This window comes from Streptomyces sp. L2 (assembly GCF_004124325.1).
GTDB lineage: Bacteria > Actinomycetota > Actinomycetes > Streptomycetales > Streptomycetaceae > Streptomyces.
In genome coordinates this window covers 3,135,161-3,159,414 of record NZ_QBDT01000001.1, presented here as the reverse complement: position 1 = coordinate 3,159,414, position 24,254 = coordinate 3,135,161, and the positions used below count along the sequence as shown (strand labels likewise).

Here is a 24,254-nt window from a genome sequence, read left to right as displayed (position 1 = left end):
CGCCGACCCGCGTGAGCCGCCGTCGAGGCATTGCCGGGCCCCGGGCCCGGGCGGTGCGGCAGGCTATGGGCAGGGCAGGAACCTCACCAGCCCCGTGCCGCGTACGCCCTGACGTCCGCGTCCGAGTCGGAGGTGGCTGTCGCGAGGGCCGCACGGGCCTCGGCGGTGGTGCGATGCCGGGTCAGGGCCAGGACCGCCGCCTTGCGGACATCGGCGTTCGGGTCGCCGAGGGCCTTGGCGAGGGCCGGTACCGCCGTCTCGGGGGACGCGGCCGACAGGGCGGTGGCGGCGCCCGACCGCACCTGCCAGGCCGGGTCGGCCAGGGCCGCCACGGCGCGGGTGGCGAGAGGCTCCGGGCAGCCGGTGGAGGCCATCGCCTCCAGCGCGGCACCCCGCACCAGCGGGTCGGCGTCCTCGGTGAGCCGGTCCAGGGCGCGGCTGAGCAGTGTCCTGTCCGGCCCGCTCCCGGGCGCCGAACCGACCACCGCCAGGGCCTTGGCCACTGTGACGCGGACCTCCCGGGAGGGATCGTCCGCAGCGCCCGTCAGCGGTGCGACGGCGTCGACCGACACGAGCGCACGTACGGCCTCGACGCGGACGGTGATGTCGGGGTCGTCCAGCAGCACGGCGAACACATCGGCGTCACCCAGCCGCAGGGCGCGCAGGACGTCGACGGCGGCGGCGCGGACCACGGGGTCGGGTTCGGTGAGCGCGCGGGTGAGGGCGTCACCGAGGGCGGGGTCGGGCGGCAGGGTCTCGACGAGTTCGCGCAGTGAGGCCGCGGCGGCGGCGCGGACCTCGGCGTCGGGATCGGCGAGGGCGCCCGCCAGGGCCAGACCGCTGCCCGTCGGCACGGTCTCGGTGAGGACGGAGACGGCTGTACGACGGACCGCGGGCTCGGAGTCGGCCAAGTAGGGCCGGAGGGAAGCCAGATCCGGCTCCTGCTCGGCCAGCTCCAGCAGCTCCAGCAGCCGGGGCGAGGCACTGTTCACGGTGCCCTCGCCGGCGAGCACTGCCGCGCGGGAGGACGTCGGTCCCACCGCGACCGGGGCTGTGTCGCGCGGGCCGGCCGTGGCCACGTCCTCGGGACGGACCTCGCCCAGCCGGCGGGAAGGGCCGCCGACCGGCGTGAACCCTTCGACAGGGACCAGATAGGGAGCCACGGGGCGGGCCGTGAACTCCATGACACCAGAGGGGGACTTGTGCAGGTCGAGATGGTGGAACCAGGAGGCGTCGTCGCGCCGGGGATGGTCGACGCGGTCGTGGTAGAGGCCCCAGCGGGACTCCGTGCGGGCCAGGGAGGCACGCGCGGCCATGTCCGCGCAGTCGCGGATGAAGGTGACCTCGGCGCAGCGCATCAGCTCGTGCGGGGTGCGGGCACCCATCGTGGCGATGTCGGCGCGCATCCGTTCGAAGGCCTCCACGGCGAGGGAGAGCCGGGCCCCGGACTTGGGCGGTGCCACGTAGTCGTTCACGAAGCGGCGCAGTTTGTACTCGACCTGGGGCTGCGGCGGACCGTCAGGATGGCGCAGCGGGCGGTAGATCAACTCGTGCGCCTCACGCACCTGGTCCGCGGGAAGCTCCCCCTGGTACGCCGTGTACTGGGAGGCGTTGGCGCCCGCGAGGTCACCGAAGACGAAGGCGCCGATCATGTAGTTGTGCGGGACGCAGGCGAGGTCCCCGGCGGCGTAGAGGCGGGGGACCGTCGTACGGGCGTGTGCGTCGACGCGGACGCCGGAGGCGGAGTGGCCGCCGCACAGGCCGATCTCGGAGATGTGCATCTCGATGTCGTGGGTGCGGTAGTCGTGCCCGCGGCCGGCGTGGAAGGTGCCGCGGGTGGGCCGCTCGGTGGAGTGCAGGATCGACTCGAGGGCGGAGACCGACTCCTCGGGCAGATGGCTGAGCTTGAGGTACACCGGCCCGCGGTCGCCGGCGACCGCGGCGGCGAACTCGGCCATCATCTGTCCGGACCAGTAGTCGGAGTCGACGAAGCGCTCGCCGTGCCGGTTGACCTGGTAGCCGCCGAAGGGGTTCGCGACGTAGGCGCAGGCGGGCCCGTTGTAGTCCTTGATCAGCGGGTTGATCTGGAAGCACTCGATACCGGTCAGTTCGGCGCCGGCGTGGTAGGCCATGGCGTATCCGTCGCCGGCGTTGGTGGGGTTCTCGTAGGTGCCGTAGAGGTAGCCGGAGGCGGGCAGTCCGAGGCGGCCGCAGGCGCCGGTGGCGAGGACGACCGCCCCCGCGCGGACGGTGACGAAGGCACCGGTGCGGGTGTGGAACCCGACGGCGCCGACAGCCCGCCCGTCGTCCGGCGACGTCAGCACGCGCACCGGCATCACCCGGTTCTCCAGACGAATCCGCGCCCGCATCTCACGACGCCGCAACTGCCGGTACAGGACCTTCTTGACATCCTTGCCTTCCGGCATCGGCAGTACGTACGAGCCGGAGCGATGCACCTGGCGGACCGCGTACGCGCCATGCTCGTCCTTCTCGAACTTGACCCCGTACGACTCCAGTCGCTGGACCATCGCGAACCCGCGGGTGGCCGTCTGGCGGACGGTGGACTGGTCGACGATCCCGTCGTTGGCGCGGGTGATCTCGGCGACGTAGTCGTCGGGGTCGGCGCGGCCGGGGACGACCGCGTTGTTGACGCCGTCCATGCCCATGGCGAGCGCCCCGGAGTGGCGGATGTGGGCCTTCTCCAGGAGGAGGACGTCCGCACCCCGCTCGGCGGCGGTGAGGGCCGCCATGGTGCCGGCGGTTCCGCCGCCGATGACGAGGACGTCGCAGACCAGCTCGTCGGCGTCGCTGACGGCGGGAATCTCCAGGGGGGTTCGCGCGGGGGCGTTCGCGTGGGTGGCCACCAGGGTGCCTTTCAGGTGCCGAGCGAGGAGAGGACGAAGCGGCGCAGGGCCGAGCGGGCCGGGTCGTCGAGGGCGCCGCGCTCGCGCGGGCGGGGAACGTCGTGTACGGCGGACAGCCGGCCGGAGCCGAGGAGCGCCACCCGGTCGCCGAGGAAGAGGGCTTCGTCGACGTCGTGGGTGACGAAGACGACGGTGGCGCCGGTGCCCCGCAACACGTCGACCAGCAGGTCCTGCATGCCGGCCCGGGTCTGGGCGTCGAGCGCGCCGAACGGTTCGTCCATGAGGACCGCCCGGGGGCTGCCGGCCAGCGCGCGGGCCAGTTGCGCGCGCTGGCGCTGCCCGCCCGAAACGCGGTGCGGTACCTGCCGGGCCTGTGCGGACAGCCCGACCCGGGCCAGCCAGGACTCGGCTTCGGTACGGCGGTCCGAGCGTGCCACTCCCTTGATGGCGAGGGGCAGTTCGACGTTGGCGCGCAGCGAGCGCCAGGGCAGCAGCGTGTCGTCCTGGAACACCAGCGCCCGGTCGGCGGACGGGCCGGTCAGTGCGGTGCCGTCCTGCTCGACCGCACCGGCCAGCGGGGAGAGCAGTCCGGCGAGTGTGCGCAGCAGCGTGGACTTGCCGCAGCCGGAGGGGCCGACGACGGTGAGGATCTCCCCGGGCGCGATGTCCAGGTCGACGTCCCGCAGGACGGGGGCGCCCGGCCGGCCGAGGACGGTGGCGCGGAGGGTGAGCCGCGTGCCGCGTCCGGCGTCCGGCAGGGGTGTGGCCGGGGCGGCGGTGACGGTCTCAGACGAGGTGCTCATCGTGGGCCTCCTCGGCGTCGTTCTGGCGCTCGTGCTCGGTTTTGGCCTGGTACTGGGGTTTGCCGTGGGAGGCGGGTTCGACGGTGGCCGGCCGGGGCGCGCGGGCGCGTCCGCCGGGGACGTACGAGGTGCGGGGGAGCCAGCGGGTCAGACGTCGGCCGAGGAGTTCGACGGCCGTGGAGGTGACCCAGCCGAGGACCCCGATCGTGACCATGCCGACGAAGACGCCTGGGTAGTTCACCACCGTGTAGTCCTGCCAGGTGCGGTAGCCCACGCCGTACTGGCCGGAGATCATCTCGGCGGAGATGACGCAGATCCACGACACGCCGATGCCGACCGACAGGCCGCCGAAGATGCCGGGCAGCGCGCCGGGCAGGACGACCGAGGCGAGGATCCGCATCCGGCCGCCGCCGAGCGTGCGTACCGCTTCCTCCCAGACGGGGGCGAGCGCGCGTACCGCGTGCCGGGTGGAGACCAGCACGGGGAAGAAGGCGGCGGTGCACGTGATGAAGACGATGCCTTGCTCGTTGGAGGGGAAGAGCAGGATCGCGACGGGGACGAGCGCGATGGCGGGTATCGGGCGGACGACCTCCAGGACGGGGCCGAGAAGGTCCTCGGCGAGGCGCGAACGTGCCACGAGCACGCCCGTCGTCACGCCCAGGGCTGCGGCCAGCCCGAAGCCGGTGAGGATGCGGGTCAGGCTGTCGGTGAGGTCGGTCCAGTAGTCGGCGCCGGAGAGCCGGTCGCCGAAGGCGCGAGCCACGTCGGTGACCGTCGGGAACTGCGAGAACCGCAGCCACAGGTCGACGTCCAGACCGGTCAGCAACTGCCACAGGCCGAGCGCGGCGGCCAGCGACGCCACGCGCAGGGCATATCGGGCCAGGGGGAACCGGATCATGAGGCCCGCTCCAGTGCTTCTCGGTACGGGACCGTCCGGGCGTCCTGGTGGCCGGAGACGTAGGCCTGGGCGGTCGCCGGGGTGACGAAGGGCAGCAACCGGCTGCCGTCGGCCACCCAGACGGACTTGTCGGCGAACCAGAGGGTGCCGGTGGTGGTGTCGGGGACGTAGGCGGCCCGGATGCCGTCCGGATGCCTGGCGAGGTAGGCCAGCAGTCGCCGGGGGGAGGTGAAGGCCGTTGTCTTCTCGCTGCCCTTGGGCCACACCTCGCTCCGGGCGGGTGGGGGTGCGGCGGTGAGGCGTCGTGTGTAGCCGGCGCCGAGAGCGTGCTTCACGTATTGGTCGTCGACGAAGGAGTCCACGTCGATGTCGCCGGTCAGCTTGGCCGCCTTCAGTACGGATACGTCCTGCTTCAGTGCGGAGACCAGGCGGGGTTTGACGGCCGGGTCGAAGGTGGCGGTGCCGTGGGCGCCGTTGTAGAGGTAGACGACTTCGGCCGGGAGGCCGGTTGTTTCGGCGACTTTCTCGGCGGCGGTGACCGGGTGCGCGTTCAGGTAGTCGGTCGCCTCGGTCTGGGCCTTGAGGAAGGCTTCCAGGACGGTGGGCCGTTGCCCGGCGAAGTCCGCGCGGGCTGTGACCCCGTGGAACGTGGGCAGGTTCAGTTGGGCGCCGTCGTACAGGGCCTTCGCCCTGCCCTGGTAGGCGAGAAGGCCCGGCCAGGCGACGAACTGCGACAACGCGTCCACGTTGCCGGCGGACAGCGACGAAGCCCCCACGGCGGGCTGCTGGTTCAGCTTCGCGATGCCGGTGTTCGGGTCGATTCCGGCGCGCTGCAGCGCCCGTACGAGCGTGCCGTCGGCGGCGGAGCCGATGCTCGTGGAGACCTTCTTGCTCTTCAGGTCCTTCAGGTCCGTCAAAGCGGAACTGGGCGCCGTGACCACGGTGTTGAGGCCGCCACGCAGGTTGTAGCCGGTGACGGAGACCAGGTGGGTGGGGCGGCCGAGTTGCTTGCCGCGGGCGGCGTTGAGCAGGAGCGGGAAGTCGCCCATGGAACCTATGTCGATCTTCCCCGCTGTCATCTGGGCGGTGATCGGGGCACCGGTGGCGTAGTCCTGCCAGTCGACCTTGTACGTGTGGCCGTCGTGCAGGGCGTCGAGCTGCCGCTCGAAGTAGCCGAGGGAGCGCAGGAGCGTTCCGGCGGTGACGGTGTTGATGGTCTTGGACTGGTAGCCGATGGTGACGGTGACCGTGGTGCCGCTGCCTGCCTGAGCGCTGCCGCCGCAGGCGGACAGGGGGAGGAGGAGTACGGCGGCCGACAGGGCGGTTGCTGTGCGTTTCATGGTGGTTCGGCCTCTCACCGGAGCAGGTAGGGCATGTTGACGGTGACGGCTCCGGTGGGGCAGCGGGCCGCGCAGGGGCCGCAGTACCAGCACTCGTCGACGTGCATGTACGCGGTGCCGTTGCTCTCGTCGATGGCGAGGGAGTCCAGCGGGCACATGTCCACGCACAGCGTGCAGCCGTCGATGCACTTCGACTCGTCGATGGTCACGGGCACGTCGGCCCGCTGGGGCACCATGGGCATGGCTGTCTCCAGGAAACGTGCAGGCAGGGGTGGTTGGGGCGCGGTTTAGAGCGACCGGTGCAGCAGGCCGCTCATGGTGATGCGGTCGCCGCGGAAGCGGATGAACTCCAGGTCGACGGGCCGGCCGTCGCCGAGGTGGGTGAGGCGTTCCAGCATGAGGACGGCCGCGCCCCGGGGGGCCTGGAGCACGGCCGCGGAGTGGCTGTCCGCGTTGACCGCCTCCAGGGTGATGTCGGCGTGACCGAGGTGCTGTCCGGTGATGGCTTCCAGCAGGCGGAAGACGTCGGTGTTCTCCAGGTCGGTGCCGAGCAGGGCGGTGCCGAGGTCGAGCGGGATGTAGGTGTCGTCGAGGGAGAGGGGGAGGCCGTTGAGGCGGCGCAGGCGTTCGATGTGGAGGACTTCGGTGCCGAGTGTGACGTGGAGGCGTTCGGCGACCGGGGCCGGTGCGGGGACGGGGCCCATGGCGCGGACCTCATTGGTGACGTGGCCGTGTTCGTGGAGGGTTTCCGCGAGGCCCATCAGTCGGTCGAGCCCATGGGGGTATTTCTGGGCGACGACCACGGTGCCGACTCCCGGCTGCCGCTTGACCAGGCCCTCCGTCCGGAGCAGGTCCAGGGCTTGGCGGACGGTGTTGCGGGAGGTGCGGTAGTCGGTGGCGAGGGTGGACTCGTGGGGGAGGGTGCCGGCCGGGAAGGTGCCGGTGATCAGTTGCCGGCGCAGCAGGTCCGCGAGTTGCCGGGCCCGGTCCGAACGCAGCCGACGCCGGGTGCGGTGGGCGGCGACGGTGGTCGCGGCGCCCGGACCGGCGGAGTCTCGGGGGCGGTCGGTGGCTGGCATGGCTGGAACCATACTCATCCGATAGGGAAAGTGGTGTTGCGGGAATGTTGCGCCACTCAGCGGTCGCCCAACCCCTGCTCTGAACTGCGGCTTTCCAGCGGATTCAGCAGGTTCTGCCACTCAGGACAGTGCCGTCAGCCCCGGCGCGAACGTGATCAGCAGCGGGAGCAACGGCACCAGCGCGGCCACCGTCGTCGTCAGCGCCCGGTGCCGCCGGAGCAGACGCGGAGGCGGCTCCAGGAGCCGGTCCACGCGTTCGCCCAGGAGGCGGCGGCTGGAGGCGCAGGACAGGACGCCGCGGTGCTGGTTCAGTTCGATCAGGGCGAGGGCCGTGGTGAGGTGGCCGCAGCGGCGGGACGCCGTGTCGTCGGCGGCCAGTTCGACCAGGCGGTGCGTCTGGTCGCAGAAGTGGGCGAACAGCGGGACGTGGGGGAAGCCCGTGGCCAGCGCCGTGGACAGGTGCAGCAGCCAGTCGTGGTGGGCGCGGGCGTGGCCGCGCTCGTGCGTGAGGACGGCGTCCAGCTGGTGGTCGGTCAGGCGCTGCAGCGCCCCTGTGGTGACGACCAGTTGCGGCGGGTGGCCCGGCATCCACCAGGCGTCCGGGTACTCGTCCTCCAGCACCAGCATGGGCCCCCGCGCGGCCGGCAGACCCCCGGGCAGGTCCGGGGCGCGGTCCCTCAGGTGGGCCCGGGTCCGGCCGCGGTGTCTGCGGGCCTCGGCGAGTTCCCGGGCCAGCATGGCGGTCGTCCAGGCGGCGCCGCAGGCCAGCAGCACGGTGAGGGCGACCGCCCAGACCGGGGCGGCGGAGAGGTCGTAGGCGGCGGTCACGGCCGGCGGGGCGGGCGCGAAGACCCGGTCGCGGACCGTGTGGAAGACGGCCGCCGCGCCCAGGAGCAGCCCGGTCAGGCAGCTCAGCAGCACTGTCGCGACCAGGCACTGCCAGACCCACAGCGCGACCACGGGTTCCCGTTCCGTCCAGGCGGCCCGGGTCAGCGCGCGCGGGGCCGGTACGGCGGCCGTCAGGCCGACGACGGTCAGCAGGAGCAGGCAGACGGTCATGCCGGGGCTCCGGTTCCTGGTCCGAGAGGGTGCGGGTGTCGGGTGGTACGGGCGACACGGCCCGAAGGCGGGCCACGCGTGCGTGTCCCCGTCAGTATGACGGGGAGAGCCGCCCTGAGTCAGGTGTCGGAGGCGACCGAATCGCCACCGGCGCCACCGTCCGGCCCGCACCCGGTACCCGCCTTCCGGTACCCCTCGGCCTCGGGCCCGTTCAGCCCGCCACGATCCGCCCGCGGACCTCGCCGAGACCCACGCGGACCCCGTCCGCGCCGGGTGCCCACGCCGTCAGGGTCACCTCGTCGCCGTCCTCCAGGAAGGCACGCTTGCCGTCGGGGAGTTCCAGGGGCTCGCGACCGTTCCAGGTCAGCTCCAGCAGCGAGCCGCGCTGGGCCGGCTCGGGGCCGCTCACCGTGCCCGAGCCGTACAGGTCGCCGGTGCGCAGGGAGGCGCCGTTGACCGTCATGTGGGCGAGCTGCTGGGCGGCCGTCCAGTACATGGTGGAGAACGGCGGCTCGGACACCACGTGGCCGTTGATGGCGACGGAGATCCGCAGGTCGTAGCCGCCGGGGTCCACCTCGGGCGCCGCGTCGTCCAGGTAGGGCAGCAGGGTGTGGGTGCGCTCCGGTGGGGCCACGCGCGCGTCCTCCAGCGCCTCCAGGGGGGTGATCCACGCCGACACCGACGTGGTGAAGGACTTGCCGAGGAACGGGCCGAGGGGGACGTACTCCCAGGCCTGGATGTCGCGCGCCGACCAGTCGTTGAGCAGGCACAGCCCGAAGACGTGCTCCCGGAAGTCGCCGAGTGCGACCGGCCGGCCCATGGCGGAGGGCGTGCCGACGACGAAGCCGACCTCGGCCTCGATGTCGAGCCGGACGGACGGGCCGAAGACGGGTGCCGGGTCGGCCGGTGCCTTGCGCTGGCCGGAGGGCCGTACGACGTCGGTGCCGGAGACGACGACCGTGCCGGAGCGGCCGTGGTAGCCGATCGGCAGATGCTTCCAGTTGGGGGTCAGCGAGTCCTCGGCGTCCGGGCGGAAGATCTGGCCGACGTTGCGGGCGTGGTTCTCGGAGGCGTAGAAGTCGACGTAGTCCGCCACCTCGAACGGCAGGTGCAGGGTGACCTGCGACAACGGGTGGAACAGCGGCTCGATCGTCTCGCGGTGCGCGGGGACGGTCACCCAAGCGGTGAGGGCGCGCCGCACGTCCGACCAGGTGGTGCGGCCGGCGGCGAGCAGCGGGTTGAGGGTGGGCCGGGCGAGCAGGGAGGCGTAGGGCGAGCCGAGTGCGGTGGCCGCGGTTCCGGCGTCGAGGACGTGGTCACCGAGGCGGACGCCGACCCTCCGCTCCGTGCTGCCGGAGGGCGAGAACACGCCGTAGGGAAGGTTGTGCGGACCGAAGGGGTCGCCCTCGGCAACGTCGAAGGGGGGCATGGGGTGCTGCCTCACTCTCTTCCTGGCCATGCGTGGCGTTGCGTTCCATGGGGTGGCGTCACACATGATCGCTCCGGTGACGCCGCTGTGTTCCATGTGGTCGCGCCACACGTTACGGGTGTGCCGGGTGTCTTGGGCAGTGCCCCTTGGGATGCGCGGGCGGTGTCCCGGACGGTGTCTAAAGAGTTCGCAATGTCCGAAAGGGCCTTGTGGGAGTGGGCAATTCCGGCTTAGCGTCCTTTGGGGACACGGACGGGGTGGATCCGGTCCGTAGGGGGACACGTGGGGGGACCCGTGGCCGTACATTCCGTCGGTGTGCCAGTCGAGGCGGACCGTGAAGTGCCCGGACTGATCGTCAAGTTCGGCGACTACCCGCTGCACCACGGCGGCGTGGGCGCGATCCGCAGCCTGGGCCGTCTGGGCGTCCCCATGTACGCGATCACCGAGGACCGCTACACGCCGGCCGCCGCCTCCCGGTACCTCACCCGGGCGTTCGTGTGGCCGACGACCGGCGCGGAGGACCCGGGCCATCTGGTCGACGGCCTGCTGCGCGTCGGGCGGCGCATCGGCCGGCCGGCCGTCCTCATCCCCACGGATGAGGAGGCCGCCGTCCTGATCGCCGAGCACCAGGACGAGCTGGCCGGCTCGTTCCTCTTCCCGCGCGTGGAGCCCGGACTGCCCCGCCGGCTGGCCAGCAAGCAGGGGCTGCACGAGTTGTGCGTGGAGCACGGCCTCGCGACGCCCGCGGCCGCCTTCCCGCAGTCGTACGAGGACATCGCCGCGTTCGCGGGAACGGCGCGCTTCCCGGTGGTGGCCAAGAACCGTGAGGCGTTCGTCCGGCGCACCCGGCCCGCGGTGAACGGCACCACGAGGATCGCCACCCGCGCGGGGCTGCTCGAACTCGCCCGTGACTGGGGCGAGCGGCCGGGGGTGATCCTCCAGGAGTACCTGCCGAGGGAGGAGGCCGAGGACTGGATCGTGCACGCCTGTTTCGACGCCGACTCCGCCCCGCTCGCCCTGTTCACCGGGGTCAAGGTCCGTTCCTGGCCACCGCACGCGGGCATGACGGCGAACGCGTACGTCGTCGACAACCCGGAACTCGCGGACCTCGCCGCACGTTTCATCAAGCAGATCGGCTTCAGCGGCATCATCGACCTGGACCTGCGTTTCGACCGGCGCGACGGACAGTACAAACTCCTCGACTTCAACCCCCGCATGGGCGCCCAGTTCCGGCTCTTCGAGAGCGAGTCGGGCGTGGACGTCGTACGGGCACAGCACCTGCACCTGACCGGCCGTCCCGTTCCGGAGGGGGAGCAGCGGGCCGGCCACCGCTATGTCGTGGAGAACATCGACCTGCCCGCCCTCCTCGCCTACCGCCGCAGCGGTTATACGACGCCGCACGCGCCGGCGCGGGCGAGCGGGACGGAGCTGGCCTGGTTCGCGGGCGACGACCCGCTGCCGTTCCTCACGATGCTCGCCCGCTTCGTGCGTCCGGGCGCGAAGCACCTCTACCAGCTGTGGCGGACCAACCGCCGCGGCGGCCACACCACCGCGAAGTAGGCACGTCACAGGACCACGGCGAAGTAGTCACAGGCACCACCGCGAAACAGGCAGGTCACCGCACCACCGCGAAGTAGGCAAGGCCACGAAGGTGGCGCACCGCGTTCCTGGGGAGGGACTTCGTGATCCGACCGGTTGCAGTCATCGGGGCCGGGCCGTTCGGCCTGTCCACCGCCGCCCATCTGCGGGCGCGCGGCATCCCCGTCCGCGTCTTCGGCGACCCCATGGTCAGCTGGCGCGACCACATGCCCGAGGGCATGCTCCTGAAGTCGACCCCGGTCGCCTCCAGCTTCGACTGCCCGCAGCCCGGCCACACCCTGGGCGACTACTGTGACGCCGCCGGCATCCGCCGGCTGGTGACCGACGAGGACATCATCCCGGCGGAGACGTTCATCGGCTACGGCGAGTGGTTCCAGGAGAAGCTGGTGCCCGGCCTGGAGCGGGTGCGGGTCGTCTCCGTGGACCGGGACAAGAGCGGCGCCTTCGAACTGAAGCTGGACTCGGGTGAGTTGTTCACCGCACGTGCGGTGGTGGTCGCCACCGGCCTGTCGGGGCTGGAACACCTGCCGGCGGAGCTGGCGGGGGCCGCGCCCGACGGGCCCGCCCCGACCGCTCCGCTCTCCCACAGCTCCCAGCACCACGACCTGAGCCGCTTCGCCGGCAAGGACCTGATCGTCATCGGCGCCGGCCAGTCCGCCCTGGAGACGGCGGCGCTGGCGGCGGAGGCGGGCGCCCGGGTGCGGGTGGTGGCGCGCGGACGCGGCCGGGTCGCCTTCGGGGCGCCGCCGTGGAAGCAGCCGAGGCTCCGCCCCGAGTCGCCGTTCGGCCGCGCGTGGTCCCTGTGGGCGCTCAGCTACTACGCCGACCCCTACCGTTTCCTCCCGGAACAGACCCGGCACTATCTGGTCCGCCGGGTTCTCGGTCCGCTCGGCGCCTGGTGGCTGCGCGAGCGCTTCGAGGGCACCGTGCAGGTCACGGACGTGGCCCGGGTGGCGGGCGCGGAGGCGCCGGACGGCCGTCCCGTGCTCACCGTCCGCACGCACGGCGGCCGCAGCGAGCGGCTGACCGCCGACCACGTCATCGCGGCCACCGGTTACCGCGTGGACATCGCGGCGATGGACTTCCTCGGCCACGAGCTGCGCACGCGGCTCGCGGTGAGCCGGGGCGCGCCCAGGCTCGGCGCCGGCTACGTCTCCTCCGTGCCCGGCCTGTACTTCACCGGTCTTCCGGCGGCGTCCTCGTTCGGGCCGGTGATGCGGTTCGTCTGCGGCACGGAGTTCGCCTCCCCACGGCTGGCGAAACACCTGGCGGCAGCACACGGCTGACGGCCGGGGCTGACGGCCCCCGGCGGACCGCCGCCGGGGGAGGCGCCCCGCGGTGACCGCCGCCGGGAGGATGCATGCCCTGGCGGACCGCCGCCGGACGATGCGTCCCGGCGTCCTCGCGCCGGTCCGTCGCAACGCCCGCCCCCCGTGTCCCGCGCGCCTCCGGTCCCCGTGCGGCGCCATCACGGCGCCCGCGGGCACCACTTGGGGGCAGCGGGCACACAACTGAGCGAAAGGACAGGGTGAGTCGGTGGGGCGCGATGTCCGTATTCTCTGATCATGGCCGCCTCCCCCGCATATTCACTCGTCGCCACCGACCTGGACGGAACGCTGCTGCGCGGTGACGACACCGTCTCCGAATGGTCGCGCGCCGCGCTCGCGAGGGTGGCGCGCGCCGGGGCACGGCACCTGGTGGTCACCGGCCGCCCGGCACCGAGAGTGCGGCCGCTCCTCAAGGAGCTGGGCTGCACGGGGCTCGCGGTGTGCGGACAGGGCGCGCAGGTGTACGACGCCGGCGCCGGCCGTCTGCTGTGGTCCGTCCGCCTGGACCGGGAGCTGGCGGAAACCGCGCTCGGCAAGATCGAGGCCGAGGTGGGCCAGGTGTATGCGGCCGTCGACCAGGACGGCGTGGACGGGCTCACGCTGATCGAGCCGGGGTACCGGATGCCGCACCCCACGCTGCCGGCCGTGCGGGTCGGCCGGCGCGACGACCTGTGGCGCGCGCCGATCAGCAAGGTGCTGCTGCGCCACCACACCCTGTCGGACGACGAGTTGGCGACCATCGCGCGCGGGGCGGTCGATTCGCTGGCCACGGTCACCATGTCGGGCCCCGGGACCGTGGAGCTCCAGCCGTGCGGGGTCACCAAGGCGGCGGGTCTCGCGCTGGCCGCCGCTCACCTGGGGCTGGCGGCCGAGCGGGCGGTCGCCTTCGGGGACATGCCCAACGACATCCCCATGTTCGAGTGGGCCGGGCACGGTGTCGCCATGGCGAACGCCCATCCCGAGCTGAAGGCGGTCGCCGACGAGGTCACCGCGTCGAACGAGGACGACGGCATCGCCGTCGTCCTCGAAAGACTGTTCCCGAGCCCCTGACGAGTCCAGGGCCGGGATCGCCGGCCTCAGTATGCGCCGAACACGTTGTCGATGGAGCCGTAGCGGGCGGCCGCGTAGTTGCAGGCGGCCGTGATGTTCGCGACCGGGTCGTAAGGGTCGAAGGAGGTGCCGGGCACGTGGTAGGCGGTGAACGTCGGGTCGATCACCTGGAGCAGGCCCTTGGACGGGGTGCCGGCGGCCGCGTTGGAGTCCCAGAGGTTGATGGCGGCGGGGTTGCCGGAGGACTCGCGCATCACGTTGCGGTAGATGCCGTCGTAGGTGCCCGGGATGTGCCGCTCGGCCATGATCGCCAGGGACTCGCGGATCCAGCCGTCGAGGTTGTTCGGGTAGCCGGCGAGGGTGGTGGAGGGCGTCGCGGAGGTGGTGGTGGCCGCGGAGGCGCTGGTGGCGCCGATGAGGGGGAGCGCGAGGACGGCGGCACCGGTGCCGGCGACGGCGAGGGTGCGGACGAGGCGGCGGGTGCGGGGGCGGCGGTGCTGGGCGGCAGCAGACATGGGGATGTTCCTCTCCGTCGCCTGCGAGGTGAGCTGTCGGGTTCGGGCGGGGAGGTGCCCGGTCGCGCCGCGCGGACGGCGGCACGACTTCACCCCTAGCCGTTCCGGTACGACGAGTGCCGTCCGGTCCGGCGACTTACCTGGGTCCCCCGCTCCTGCCACACGAAATGAGTTCGTCGATGGGTGGTGTCGGGCGGTGGCAGGATTCGGCGTCCGTCCGACGGCCGGGAACGTATGCGAGAGCACATGTCGGGAACAAGTACCGGATTCACACAACGCATCAGTTGACCTTGGTCTGTACCGTTTCGAGTACTTGATCCTTTGCAGCCGCCAATCCTCAACTGGCCGGTGGGGCAAGGGGGGATGCGGAGGAAATGCGCCATGGGGCGGTACGGGGCTCGCGTGACCCAATTCACGAAATGGCAAATTATGCAAAATCAGACATGGGGGATTTGCTCGTCCCGGAATACCGCCATCCGTGTCCGTGGTTCTCGGGGATGCGTGCTTTTGTGCAAATCTCGCTGAATCCGTTAAGTCGATAAATGTCCGTTCCTGTCATCCGATCGCGGGCCTGCCGGGAGTGGTCCGGTACGGCCCGGCCTGTAGCGGTGGGCGCTAGCGGTGATCGAAAGCTGACCGGATACGCTGACTTGAGTGATGGCAGCGACCTATCGACAAACCGTGTAATCGCCAGCAGACACCAGCAGACAGGAGACCCCTCGTGACCGTCGTCGGGCCGTTCGGGCTGAGCGTGCGGGACCAGGCTCTGGAAGCCGATGTCCAGGCCGGATTGGCGGCTGTCGAGGAAGGCTTGCTCGAGGCCACCAAGAGCGAGGTCCCGTTCATCACGGAGGCCGCGCAGCACCTCGTCCGGGCCGGCGGGAAGCGGTTCCGGCCGCTCCTGGTGATGCTCGCGGCACAGTTCGGTGACCCCTACGCACCCGGTGTCGTCCCGTCCGCCGTCGTCGTGGAGCTGACCCACCTGGCGACGCTGTACCACGACGACGTGATGGACGAGGCCGCCGTACGACGCGGTGTGGCCAGCGCCAACACCCGCTGGGGCAACTCCGTCGCCGTGCTGACCGGCGACTTCCTCTTCGCCCGCGCCTCCCAGATCCTCGCCGACCTCGGGCCGGAGGCGGTCCGGGTGCAGGCCCTCGCGTTCGAACGGCTGGTGACCGGGCAGATCCTGGAGACCGCCGGCCCCACGGACGGCCGCGACCACGTCGAGCACTACCTGGACGTGCTGGGCGGCAAGACCGGCTCGCTGGTGGCCGTCTCGTGCCGGTTCGGCGCGATGATGTCCGGCGCCGACGAGACGGTCGTCGACGTCCTCACCCAGTACGGCGAACGGCTCGGCGTCGCCTTCCAGCTCGCCGACGACGTCCTGGACATCGCCTCCGACTCCCACGAGTCCGGCAAGACCCCCGGCACCGACCTGCGCGAGGGGATCCCGACCCTGCCCGTGCTCCGGCTGCGCGAGCGGGCGGCCCGGCTCGGGCTGGCCGAGGACGTCGCGCTGTGCGCGCTGCTCGACTCCGACCTCAGCGACGACGCCCGGCACGCCGAGGCGCTGGCCGCGCTGCGCGCGCACCCCGCGCTGGAGCAGGCCCGCCGCGACACGGTCCGCTACGCGGAGGAGGCGCGCTCCGCGCTCGCGCCGCTGCCCGAGTGCGACTCCAAGGCCGCGCTGCTCGAACTGTGCGACGCGGTGGTGCACCGCGCGGGCTGAACGCCCGGATGCCTGAACGCCCGTTCGCCTCATCGTCGTCGGAAGCCGCAGTCCCGCGGTCCCGCCGTACACGGTCCCGCGTGCCCGACCCGCATCGTCGGTGTCTCCCGTACGACCCCTACGGGTCGGGGGAGATGCCGCCCCGGCATGTCATACCGCAGTCGTACACGAGTTGGCTCCGAGGTCTGACGCTTCCTCACGGCCGATTTGGTGAGATGGAAACCACGGAAATCACCACTCCTCACCGATTCGGGTGAGAATGGCGGCTCAGGGGGACCAGCGTGACGACAGCCGCCGCCGACGACGGAGGTAAGGCACACATGGCACCGTACGAAACCGACGACGTGTCGGGCGCCGCGCACGACGAGGACCGGCCCTCGGCGCGCCGCAAGGCCGCCCGGTACGCGGTCCCGGTCGCGGTGGTGGGGGTGGCGGCGATCACGATCGGGCTGGTCCCGGCGCTGGCCGCCTCGGGTGACCCCGACCTGCCGAAGATCACCGCCCAGCAGCTCATCGAGAAGATCGCGAAGTCGGACGTGCAGCAGCTGTCCGGCACCGTGAGGTTCAGCGCCGACCTCGGACTGCCGAACCTGGGCGGCCTGGAGGGCGGCCTCGCGTCCGGCATGGCCAAGGGCGACGGGGACGGCTCGTCCGCCGACCCGCAGTCCAAGCTGACCGAACTCGTCTCCGGTACGCACACCCTGCGCGTGGCCGAGGACGGCCCGGACAAGCAGAAGCTGTCCCTGCTGGAGAGCGGGTCCGAGTACAGCCTCATCCACGACGGCAAGGACGTCTGGGGCTACGACAGCAAGAGCAACGACGTCTACCACTCCACCGACGCCGACTCCGGGAAGCAGCACCGCGCGGAGCCGCCGGCCACGCCGAAGGACTTCGCCGACGAGGCCCTGAAGTCGGTCGACGACACCACGTCCGTCACCGTCGACGGCACCGAGCGGGTCGCCGGGCGCGACGCCTACAAGCTGCTGATCACACCGAAGCAGTCCGGTACGACGGTCGGCGCGATCAGCATCGCGGTGGACGCGAAGACCGGCATGCCGCTGAAGTTCACGCTGACGCCGAAGAGCGGCGGCGCCGCCGTCCTCGACGCCGGATTCACCCAGGTCTCCTTCTCCGCGCCGGGCGCCTCCGCCTTCGACTTCACCCCGCCCAAGGGCGCGAAGGTCACCGAGGGGAAGCGGGAGCACAAGGCGCCCCGGCACGAGGCCGGCAAGCCCGGCGGCCGGCTCGCCCAGGGCATGGAGGGCGCCAAGGTCCTCGGCAAGGGCTGGACCTCCATCGCCACCTTCGACACCGGCTCCAAGGGCGGCCTGCCGACCGGCTCCAAGGCCGGCGACCTGGGCGGCTTCCTCGGCTCGCTCGGTGACCAGGTCTCGGGCTCGTTCGGCAAGGGCACGGTGTTCTCCACCCGCCTGGTCAACGCCCTGATCACCGACGACGGCAAGGTCTACGCCGGCGCGGTCACCAAGGAGGCCCTGGTGAAGGCGGCCGACGAAGGGAAGTGACCCTTCCGGGCAAGACGAGTGGAGGGGGAGCCGATGTACGCACGGTCCGTCACGGAGCGGGACGCGGCCGAACGCCGGCGGGAGGGTGACACCGCGGCGCACGTCATCGCCACGCGCGGCCTCACCAAGCGCTACCGCGGCGGCCAGCTCGCCGTGGACGGTCTCGACCTGACCGTCCCGGCGGGCAGCGTCTTCGGCTTCCTCGGCCCGAACGGCTCGGGCAAGACCACCACCATCCGCATGCTGATGGGTCTGATCGAGCCGACCTCGGGCACGGCGCACGTCCTGGGGCGCCCCATGCCCCGCTCGGCGCGCACCGTCCTCCCCGAGGTCGGGGCGCTGATCGAGGGCCCCGCCCTGTACGGCTTCCTCTCCGGCCGGGACAACCTGCTGCGCTACGACGCCGCCGACCCGGCCGCCGACCCGCGCACCCGGCGTGCGCGGGTCGCCGCCGCGCTGGACCGGGTGGGCCTGACGGCCGCGGCGAGGAAGAGGGCCCGGGCGTACTCGCTCGGCATGAAGCAGCGCCTGGGCCTGGCCGCCGCGCTGCTCCAGCCGCGCCGGCTGCTGGTCCTGGACGAGCCCACCAACGGCCTCGACCCGCAGGGCATGCGGGAGATCCGGGCACTGGTGCGGGAACTGGCGTCCGACGGCACGACCGTCTTCCTCTCCTCCCACCTCCTCGACGAGATCGAGCAGGTGTGCACGCACGCGGCGGTGATGGCCCGGGGCCGCCTGATCACGCAGGGCGCGGTGGCCGACCTGGCCGCCGGAGCGCGCGGCCGGCTGGTGGTGACCACACCGGATCCCGGCGAGGCGGCCCGGGTGCTGAAGGAGCAGGGCGTGGGGGACGTGACCGCCGACGGCGACCGGGTGACCGGGGAGCCGCCCGAGCGGGACCTGGCCGAGGTGAACGCGGCCCTCGTCGCGGCGGGCGTCCGGGTCCGCGGATTCCAGCTCGAACGCGCCTCCCTGGAGGACGCGTTCGTGGCGCTCACGGGGGAGGGTTTCGATGTCGCGGGCTGAACCGGCAGAGGTGCCGGGGGCGGTGAAGGCGGCGGAGGCGGTGGAGGCCGGGTCACCGGGCGCACGGGAGACGCGGTCTCCGGCCGGGCGGCGGCCGCCGAGTCCGCTGTGGACGTTCGGGCTGCTGCGCAGCGAACTGGCCACCACGGTCCGGCGCTGGCGCACCCTTGCGCTGCTCGGGGTGCTGGCGGCGGTACCGGTCCTGGTCGGGATCGCGGTGAAGGCCGAGACGAGCGGGGGCTCGTCGGCGGGCGGCGGGAACGGGGGCGGCCCGGCGTTCATCGCGCAGATCACCAACAACGGCCTGTTCCTGGTGTTCACGGCGCTCGCGGCGACCCTGCCGTTCTTCCTGCCGATGGCGGTCGGTGTCGTCGCGGGCGACGCGATCGCGGGCGAGGCGAGTGCCGGGACGCTGCGCTATCTGCTGGTCGCCCCGGCCGGCCGCACTCGCCTGCTGCTCACCAAGTACACGACGGTCCTGGCGTTCTGCCTGCTGGCTACGCTGGTCGTCGTCGTGTCCGCCCTGATCGTCGGCGCGCTGCTGTTCCCGCTCGGCGGTCTGACAACCATCTCCGGGACCCGGATCGGGTTCGGTGAAGGACTGGGCCGGGCGCTGCTCATTGCCCTGGTCGTCGCGGTGTCACTGGTCGGGGTCGCCGCCCTCGGCCTGTTCGTGTCGACCCTGACCAACAGCGGGATCGCGGCGATGGCGACCACGGTCGGCCTGCTCATCACCGTCCAGATCCTCGACCAGATCCCCCAGCTGCACGCCCTGCAGCCGTACTTCTTCTCCCATTACTGGCTGTCCTTCGCCGACCTGATGCGCGATCCCGTCTACTGGGACGACCTGACGAAGAACCTCGCGCTGCAAGGGCTGTACGCGGCGGTCTTCGGGTCGCTGGCGTGGGCGCGGTTCACGACGAAGGACATCACTGTGTGAGGGTGCCTCCGGCGGTGGCGCGGGTTTTGTGCAGGCCCGTGGGGGCTTGTCGCGCTCACGCGGCGGAGCCGCATGTCGGACACAGCCCCGCGCCCCTTCGGGGCGCCATCCGCACCGGGGATCGATCAGGTTGCGGGCGCCTGGTGGGGGAAGCGGGCCAGGGGTGGGTTCTGGGTGAAGAACGTCTTGGCCTGGGTCAGGGCCTCGGTGTCCTTCAGTACGTCGCCGGGGGCCGTGCCGTTGCCCAGGAGGACTCCGCCGAAGCGCATGCCCAGGTAGGCGGCTCCGTTGTTGAGCGTGCCGACCAGGGGGTCGGCGACGGACGGCTCGCGGTCGGCGAGCGCGGCGACGCCCCAGAGGGTGCGCCCGGCCAGGGTCGCCTTGAAGTCGACGCCCGGGGTGCGCAGCCAGCCCGCCCAGTAGTCCAGGTAGCGCTTGGTGAGGTTGGAGACCGAGTACCAGTAGAGCGGGGACGCGATGACGATGTCGGTCGCGGCGAGCGTGGCGTCCAGCAGCAGTCCGGCGTTGGTGTCCGGGGCCGGCCGGACGTGGTCGCTGTCGTGCCGCAGGTCGGTGAAGTCCGGCAGCGGGTGGTCGGCGAGACGGATCCAGCGCTGTTCGACGTCCGGGGGCAGCTGTTCGGCGGCCCGGCGGGCCAGCAGTTCGGTGTTGCCCTCGGTGCGGGCGCTGCCCAGCACGAAGAGGAAGCGGCGGCTCATGGGTCCCCCAGGGATGAGATGAATAGTGCCCGACGAATAAAGGCGTGTGCATCATATGCATACGCATTAGATTGCGTCCAGGTTCCCTGGTGCGAGGCTGTGACGTTGCGGTGACGTGGGAGCCGAGCTGAGCGGACAGACTGGTCGGTAGGACGCGTACGACCGGATCGTGACGCCGGGGGAGTGAGGAAACCGATGCCTCGACTCAGCTTCGAGAAGGAGCGGGCACAGGAGCCCGCGGCGCATCCGGCGATGGTGAGCGTCCGGGTGTCCGGCACGGGCGCGGCGACGGTCGACGGCACACCGGTCGTGGTGGCCCCGGGCGTCGAGGTCCAGCAGGCGGTCCTCGACCACCTCCAGCGCCTGGCCATCAGCCTGGGCGGCTCGATACACGCCACCGTCCACGACGACGGCGCCGGCTGCGTGGTGCCGCTGGAGGTGAGCGCGGACGGCGCCAGCAAGGTCGCGGGCAGGCCGATGCGGGTGACTCCGCCGGCCCAGCGGACGGCTCCGCCGGTTCAGCGGACGGCTCCGCCGGTGACACCGAAGCCTGCGCACGCTCCGACCGGCCAGTTCGGACCGGCCCCCGCCGTGACACCGCCGCCGACCCCGCCCACCCCCATGCCGCCCGTTCCCCTGCACGACCCGGAGCCCGTTTCCCCCTCGTCTTCCTCTCCCACCCCCGCGCGCGGGTTCGACGCCGTGGCCGAGGAGGTGCTCGGAGACGGGCCGCTCACCGAGACCGCCGAGGGCGCCGAGTTGCTCGCCGAGCCGCTGGCCAGGATCAACGAGGCGGTGCGGGACGGCCGTATCGAGGCGGCGGCGGACCTGGCCGACCGTACCGTCGAGCAGGCGTCCGCCGTGCTGGGCCCGCACCATGTCGAGGTGCTGCACCTGCGGGAACTGACCGCCTACATCGCCTACTTGGCGGGCGACCCGATCCGCTCCTTCCGGCTCTCCCTCGACCTCGCCGGGCAGCGCAGGCGGGCGTCGGACACCGACGCGGCCTACGACAACGTGCGCAGCGCGGCGACAGCCTGGCGCGCCGTGCGGGACCCGGAGGAGGGGCTGCGCCTGGGCCGCGACCTGATCGGCCTGTGGACGGACCTCGCGACAGAGCCGGGCCCCGCGGCGAGCGACCCGGAGCCGCTGGAGTCCGCGCGTGCCCGCATGGTCCGGCTGACCGACCGTGCCGCCAAGGCGGCGGCCCGGCCGTAGGCCGTCCCGCCGGCGGTCACTGCACGCAGAACTCGTTGCCCTCGGGGTCGCACATCACGGTCCACCGCCCGCCCGGCTCGTCCACCTCGCGCAGGACCCGCGCGCCCAGGGCCTCCAGCCGGGCCACCTCGTCCGTGCGGCGGCCCGCCGGCGCGTGCAGGTCGAGGTGCAGCCGGTTCTTGACGGACTTCGCCTCAGGGACGCGCTGGAAGAGCAGCCGCCGTCCGAGGCCGGTGCCGGTGTTCTCGTCGTACGGGTCGCCGGGGTGCCGTACGGCGATCAGGTCGCGGAAGGCGGGCCGCCCGTGGTACTCGACGGTGGCCGCGCCGGGCAGCGCGCCCGCGGCCAGCAGGCGTTCGACGAGCGCGCTGTTGTCCTCGGGCTCGTAGTGCAGGGCGGCCGCCCAGAAGTCGGCCTGGGTGTGCGGATCGGCCGCGTCGATGACGAGCTTGAAGTGCAGCGGGGCGGGGGCAGGCGACTGTGTCATGCCGACCACATATAGACCACGTGCGGCGGGACCGGTGTCAGCCCGCGCCGACCTCGTCCGCCAGGCCGAGCCCGCTCTCGCCGTCGGCCACGGCGGCCTCCGGGCCGGCGACGGCAGTGGCCACGGCGGCCTCCGTACCGGGAACGGCGGCGGCGACCGTGCTCTCCGCGGCGAGGACCGTCTCCGCCGCCCTCGCCGTCGCGAGGGCGCGGGCCGTGCGGCGGGCGGTGCGCAGCGCGTCCCACGTGAGCACGGTCAGGGCGACCCAGACCAGGCCGAAGCCGGCCCAGCGCTCGGGCGGCATGGCCTCGTGGAAGTACAGGATGCCGAGCAGGAACTGGAAGACGGGGGCCAGGTACTGGAGCAGTCCGAGGGTGGACAGCGGCAGGCGGATCGCCGCCGCGCCGAAGAAGACCAGCGGCAGCGCGGTGACGACGCCGGTCGAGGCGAGCAGGGCGGCGTGTCCGGCGCCCTCGGTCGCGAAGGTGGCGTCGCCGTGCGCGCCGAGCCAGATCAGGTAGCCGAGCGCGGGCAGGAACTGGACCGCGGTCTCCGCGGTCAGCGACTCGACGCCGCCGAGGCCGACCCGCTTCTTGACCAGGCCGTAGGTGGCGAAGGAGAAGGCGAGGCAGAGGGAGATCCACGGCGGGCGGCCGTAGCCGACGGTCAGGACGACGACCGCGGCGAAGCCGACGCCGACCGCCGCCCACTGCGCGGTCCGCAGCCGCTCCTTCAGCAGGAGGACGCCCATGGCGATGGTGACCAGCGGGTTGATGAAGTAGCCGAGGGACGCCTCGACCACGTGACCCGAGTTCACCGCCCAGATGTAGACGCCCCAGTTCACGGTGATGACCGCGGCGGCCACCACCACGAGCCCCAGCCGCCGGGGCTGGCGCAGCAGCTCCCCGGCCCAGGCCCAGCGTCGTACGAAGAGCAGCGCGGCGGCCACGAAGACCAGGGACCACACCATCCGGTGGGCCAGGATCTCCGTCGTCCCGGCGGGCTTCAGCAGCGGCCAGAACAGGGGGACCAGCCCCCACAGGCCGTACGCGGCTATGCCGTTCAGCATGCCTGTCCGCTGCTCACCCCTGGTCGTCCCGGCCACGGGCCCCTCCTTCTCACCTCACACACGCACGCGAGGAAGACGGTAACGCCGGAGACCCCTGCCTGTCATGCCCGTATCGGCATACGGTCATGACAGGCAGGAGTGTGTGCTCGCCGGGCCGGAGGCGGTTGCGGCCGGGTCAGCCCTTGAGCGCGGCGGTGACGGCCTCGGCGAGCGGGGTCGTCGGGCGGCCGGTCAGGCGGGAGAGGTCGCCGGAGGACACGACCAGCTCGCCCTTCTCGATGGACGCGTCGACCCCGGCCAGGACCCCGGCCAGCGCCTCGGGCACGCCGGCGCCCGCCAGGATGCCCGTCAGCGCGTCGACGGTCACGGGGGAGTACGTGATCTCCCTGCCGGTCTGCCGGCTCAGCTCGGCCGCGTACTCGGCGAAGCTCCACGCCACGTCGCCGCCCAGCTCGTACGTCTGGTTCTCGTGCCCCTCGCCGGTCAGCACCGCGACCGCGGCGGCGGCGTAGTCGGCGCGTGAGGCGGTGGAGATCCGGCCCTCGCCGGCGGCCGCCACGACCGTGTCGTGAGCCAGCACCGGGGCCAGGTTCTCCGTGTAGTTCTCGTGGTACCAGCCGTTGCGCAGCAGCGTGTACGGCAGCCCCGACGCGAGCAGCGCCTCCTCGGTGCCGTGGTGGTCGTCCGCGAGCGCGGCCGTCAGAGTGCCCGGGGCGCTCGTGTACGCCAGCAGCGCCACACCGGCCGCCTTGGCCGCCTCGATGACGACCCGGTGCTGCGCCACGCGGCCCTTGGCGAACTCGTTGCCCGAGATCAGCAGGACCTTGTCACCGGCCGCGAAGAGGCCGTCGAAGGTCTCGGGGGCGTTGTAGTCGGCGACGGCGAGCCGCACGCCCCGGGCCGCGAAGTCCGCGGCCTTGCCCTCGTCCCGTACGACGGCGGTGATCTGCTCGGCCGGGACCTTCTGCAGCAGCTGCTCCACGACGTGACGGCCGAGGTGTCCGGTGGCTCCGGTGACGACGATGCTCATGATGTGCGGTCTCCTTGTGGGGTGCGTCTGGCACTAACCGTAGAGGAGGCGCTAACCAAAAGAAAGTATCCACTTTGAAGTAAGGTACTGGCATGGCAGTAAGTGACCAGAGCGTGGAGGGCGGGGGCCTGTGCCCGCAGCGCCTCGTCATGGAGCACCTGACCAGCCGTTGGGGCGTGCTCGTGCTGATCGAGCTGCTGGACCGGCCGTACCGGTTCAGCGAGCTGCGCCGGGCCGTCGGCCGGTGGGGGCGCGGCGTCAGCGAGAAGATGCTGGCCCAGACCCTGCAGACCCTGGAGCGCGACGGCCTGGTCCACCGGGACGCCAAGCCGGTCATCCCGCCCCGCGTGGACTACTCCCTCACCGCACTCGGCCGCGAGGCCGCCGAACAGGTGCGCGCGCTCGCCGGCTGGACCGACGCCCGCCTGGCCGACATCGAGAAGGCCCGCCTGGCCTACGACGAGGCCCGGGAGGCCAAGGCGCGGACATACGACGAGGCCCGGGAGGAGAAGTCCCGGGCCTCGTGAAGCGGACGTTTACGGTGAA

The 24,254-nt window shown here is 72.2% G+C and carries 22 protein-coding genes and 1 riboswitch; of the genes, 9 read left to right on the top strand and 13 right to left on the bottom strand.

The window, feature by feature from the left end:
• Positions 1 to 83 precede the first annotated feature (83 nt).
• The 8 genes from DBP14_RS13505 to fahA all read right to left on the bottom strand — a co-directional run bounded on the left by DBP14_RS13505 (position 84) and on the right by fahA (position 9,472).
• Positions 84 to 2,864 carry a fumarate reductase/succinate dehydrogenase flavoprotein subunit gene (locus DBP14_RS13505; RefSeq protein WP_277752700.1) on the bottom strand — a complete coding sequence of 927 codons (2,781 nt, stop codon included), beginning with the start codon at positions 2,862 to 2,864 and terminating at the stop codon, positions 84 to 86.
• An 11-nt stretch (positions 2,865 to 2,875) separates the two neighbouring features.
• Positions 2,876 to 3,667 carry an ABC transporter ATP-binding protein gene (locus DBP14_RS13500; RefSeq protein ID WP_129307468.1) on the bottom strand — a complete coding sequence of 264 codons (792 nt, stop codon included), beginning with the start codon at positions 3,665 to 3,667 and terminating at the stop codon, positions 2,876 to 2,878.
• On the bottom strand, positions 3,651 to 4,565 hold the full coding sequence (locus DBP14_RS13495) for an ABC transporter permease (RefSeq protein WP_241740895.1): 915 nt from the start codon (positions 4,563 to 4,565) through the stop codon (positions 3,651 to 3,653). Before DBP14_RS13495 ends, DBP14_RS13500 begins: the two co-directional genes overlap by 17 nt.
• On the bottom strand, positions 4,562 to 5,905 hold the full coding sequence (locus DBP14_RS13490) for an ABC transporter substrate-binding protein (protein ID WP_129307467.1): 1,344 nt from the start codon (positions 5,903 to 5,905) through the stop codon (positions 4,562 to 4,564). Before DBP14_RS13490 ends, DBP14_RS13495 begins: the two co-directional genes overlap by 4 nt.
• Before the next feature lie 14 nt (positions 5,906 to 5,919).
• Entirely contained in the window at positions 5,920 to 6,147 is a 228-nt protein-coding gene (locus tag DBP14_RS13485; RefSeq protein ID WP_129307466.1) for a ferredoxin family protein, read from the bottom strand.
• 45 nt (positions 6,148 to 6,192) lie between these two features.
• Positions 6,193 to 6,984, bottom strand: coding sequence for a GntR family transcriptional regulator (locus DBP14_RS13480; RefSeq protein WP_129307465.1), 792 nt, complete (start codon positions 6,982 to 6,984; stop codon positions 6,193 to 6,195).
• Between the two features lie 120 nt (positions 6,985 to 7,104).
• Positions 7,105 to 8,043 (bottom strand): M56 family metallopeptidase, encoded by a 939-nt coding sequence (locus tag DBP14_RS13475; protein ID WP_129307464.1) that lies wholly within the window; start codon positions 8,041 to 8,043, stop codon positions 7,105 to 7,107.
• 211 nt (positions 8,044 to 8,254) lie between these two features.
• Positions 8,255 to 9,472 (bottom strand): fumarylacetoacetase, encoded by a 1,218-nt coding sequence (fahA, locus tag DBP14_RS13470; protein ID WP_129307463.1) that lies wholly within the window; start codon positions 9,470 to 9,472, stop codon positions 8,255 to 8,257.
• 315 nt (positions 9,473 to 9,787) lie between these two features.
• On the opposite strand from fahA, the gene DBP14_RS13465 reads away from it, so the two are divergent.
• The 3 genes from DBP14_RS13465 to DBP14_RS13455 all read left to right on the top strand — a co-directional run bounded on the left by DBP14_RS13465 (position 9,788) and on the right by DBP14_RS13455 (position 13,449).
• On the top strand, positions 9,788 to 11,032 hold the full coding sequence (locus DBP14_RS13465) for an ATP-grasp domain-containing protein (RefSeq protein ID WP_129307462.1): 1,245 nt from the start codon (positions 9,788 to 9,790) through the stop codon (positions 11,030 to 11,032).
• A gap of 122 nt (positions 11,033 to 11,154) precedes the next feature.
• Positions 11,155 to 12,357, top strand: a complete 1,203-nt coding sequence (locus DBP14_RS13460; protein WP_129307461.1) for an FAD-dependent oxidoreductase — start codon at positions 11,155 to 11,157, stop codon at positions 12,355 to 12,357.
• Positions 12,358 to 12,636: 279 nt separating this feature from the next.
• Positions 12,637 to 13,449, top strand: coding sequence for a Cof-type HAD-IIB family hydrolase (locus DBP14_RS13455; protein ID WP_129307460.1), 813 nt, complete (start codon positions 12,637 to 12,639; stop codon positions 13,447 to 13,449).
• A gap of 26 nt (positions 13,450 to 13,475) precedes the next feature.
• Here the strand turns inward: DBP14_RS13455 and DBP14_RS13450 are convergent, their stop codons facing one another.
• A complete protein-coding gene (locus tag DBP14_RS13450) occupies positions 13,476 to 13,964 on the bottom strand; it encodes a transglycosylase SLT domain-containing protein (protein ID WP_129307459.1) in 489 nt (162 codons plus the stop codon).
• Positions 13,965 to 13,969: 5 nt separating this feature from the next.
• Positions 13,970 to 14,153, bottom strand: a riboswitch (cyclic di-AMP (ydaO/yuaA leader).
• A 532-nt stretch (positions 14,154 to 14,685) separates the two neighbouring features.
• Between DBP14_RS13450 and DBP14_RS13445 the strand changes: the two genes are divergently transcribed.
• The 4 genes from DBP14_RS13445 to DBP14_RS13430 all read left to right on the top strand — a co-directional run bounded on the left by DBP14_RS13445 (position 14,686) and on the right by DBP14_RS13430 (position 19,185).
• Complete coding sequence (locus DBP14_RS13445) at positions 14,686 to 15,696, top strand: polyprenyl synthetase family protein (protein WP_129307458.1); 1,011 nt, start codon at positions 14,686 to 14,688, stop codon at positions 15,694 to 15,696.
• A gap of 320 nt (positions 15,697 to 16,016) precedes the next feature.
• Positions 16,017 to 17,219, top strand: a complete 1,203-nt coding sequence (locus DBP14_RS13440) for a sigma-E factor regulatory protein RseB domain-containing protein (protein WP_129307457.1) — start codon at positions 16,017 to 16,019, stop codon at positions 17,217 to 17,219.
• A gap of 33 nt (positions 17,220 to 17,252) precedes the next feature.
• Positions 17,253 to 18,245 (top strand): ABC transporter ATP-binding protein, encoded by a 993-nt coding sequence (locus DBP14_RS13435; protein WP_129307456.1) that lies wholly within the window; start codon positions 17,253 to 17,255, stop codon positions 18,243 to 18,245.
• Positions 18,232 to 19,185 carry an ABC transporter permease gene (locus DBP14_RS13430; RefSeq protein ID WP_241740894.1) on the top strand — a complete coding sequence of 318 codons (954 nt, stop codon included), beginning with the start codon at positions 18,232 to 18,234 and terminating at the stop codon, positions 19,183 to 19,185. The genes DBP14_RS13435 and DBP14_RS13430 overlap by 14 nt, the downstream gene beginning before the upstream one ends.
• A 125-nt stretch (positions 19,186 to 19,310) precedes the next feature.
• On the opposite strand, the gene DBP14_RS13425 is transcribed toward DBP14_RS13430, so the two are convergent.
• A complete protein-coding gene (locus tag DBP14_RS13425) occupies positions 19,311 to 19,904 on the bottom strand; it encodes an NAD(P)H-dependent oxidoreductase (protein ID WP_129307455.1) in 594 nt (197 codons plus the stop codon).
• Between the two features lie 195 nt (positions 19,905 to 20,099).
• Here DBP14_RS13425 and DBP14_RS13420 point away from each other — a divergent pair, with 195 nt between their 5' ends.
• Positions 20,100 to 21,122: a hypothetical protein gene (locus tag DBP14_RS13420; RefSeq protein WP_206739261.1), complete on the top strand. Its 1,023-nt coding sequence runs from the start codon at positions 20,100 to 20,102 to the stop codon at positions 21,120 to 21,122.
• Between the two features lie 16 nt (positions 21,123 to 21,138).
• Here DBP14_RS13420 and DBP14_RS13415 read toward each other — a convergent pair whose 3' ends face one another.
• From DBP14_RS13415 to DBP14_RS13405, 3 genes are all read right to left on the bottom strand, one after another.
• Entirely contained in the window at positions 21,139 to 21,609 is a 471-nt protein-coding gene (locus tag DBP14_RS13415; RefSeq protein ID WP_129307454.1) for a VOC family protein, read from the bottom strand.
• Between the two features lie 37 nt (positions 21,610 to 21,646).
• On the bottom strand, positions 21,647 to 22,714 hold the full coding sequence (gene rarD, locus DBP14_RS13410; RefSeq protein WP_129307453.1) for an EamA family transporter RarD: 1,068 nt from the start codon (positions 22,712 to 22,714) through the stop codon (positions 21,647 to 21,649).
• 139 nt (positions 22,715 to 22,853) lie between these two features.
• Positions 22,854 to 23,708: an SDR family oxidoreductase gene (locus DBP14_RS13405; RefSeq protein WP_129307452.1), complete on the bottom strand. Its 855-nt coding sequence runs from the start codon at positions 23,706 to 23,708 to the stop codon at positions 22,854 to 22,856.
• Between the two features lie 92 nt (positions 23,709 to 23,800).
• On the opposite strand from DBP14_RS13405, the gene DBP14_RS13400 reads away from it, so the two are divergent.
• On the top strand, positions 23,801 to 24,235 hold the full coding sequence (locus DBP14_RS13400) for a helix-turn-helix domain-containing protein (protein ID WP_129307451.1): 435 nt from the start codon (positions 23,801 to 23,803) through the stop codon (positions 24,233 to 24,235).
• Positions 24,236 to 24,254 lie beyond the last annotated feature (19 nt).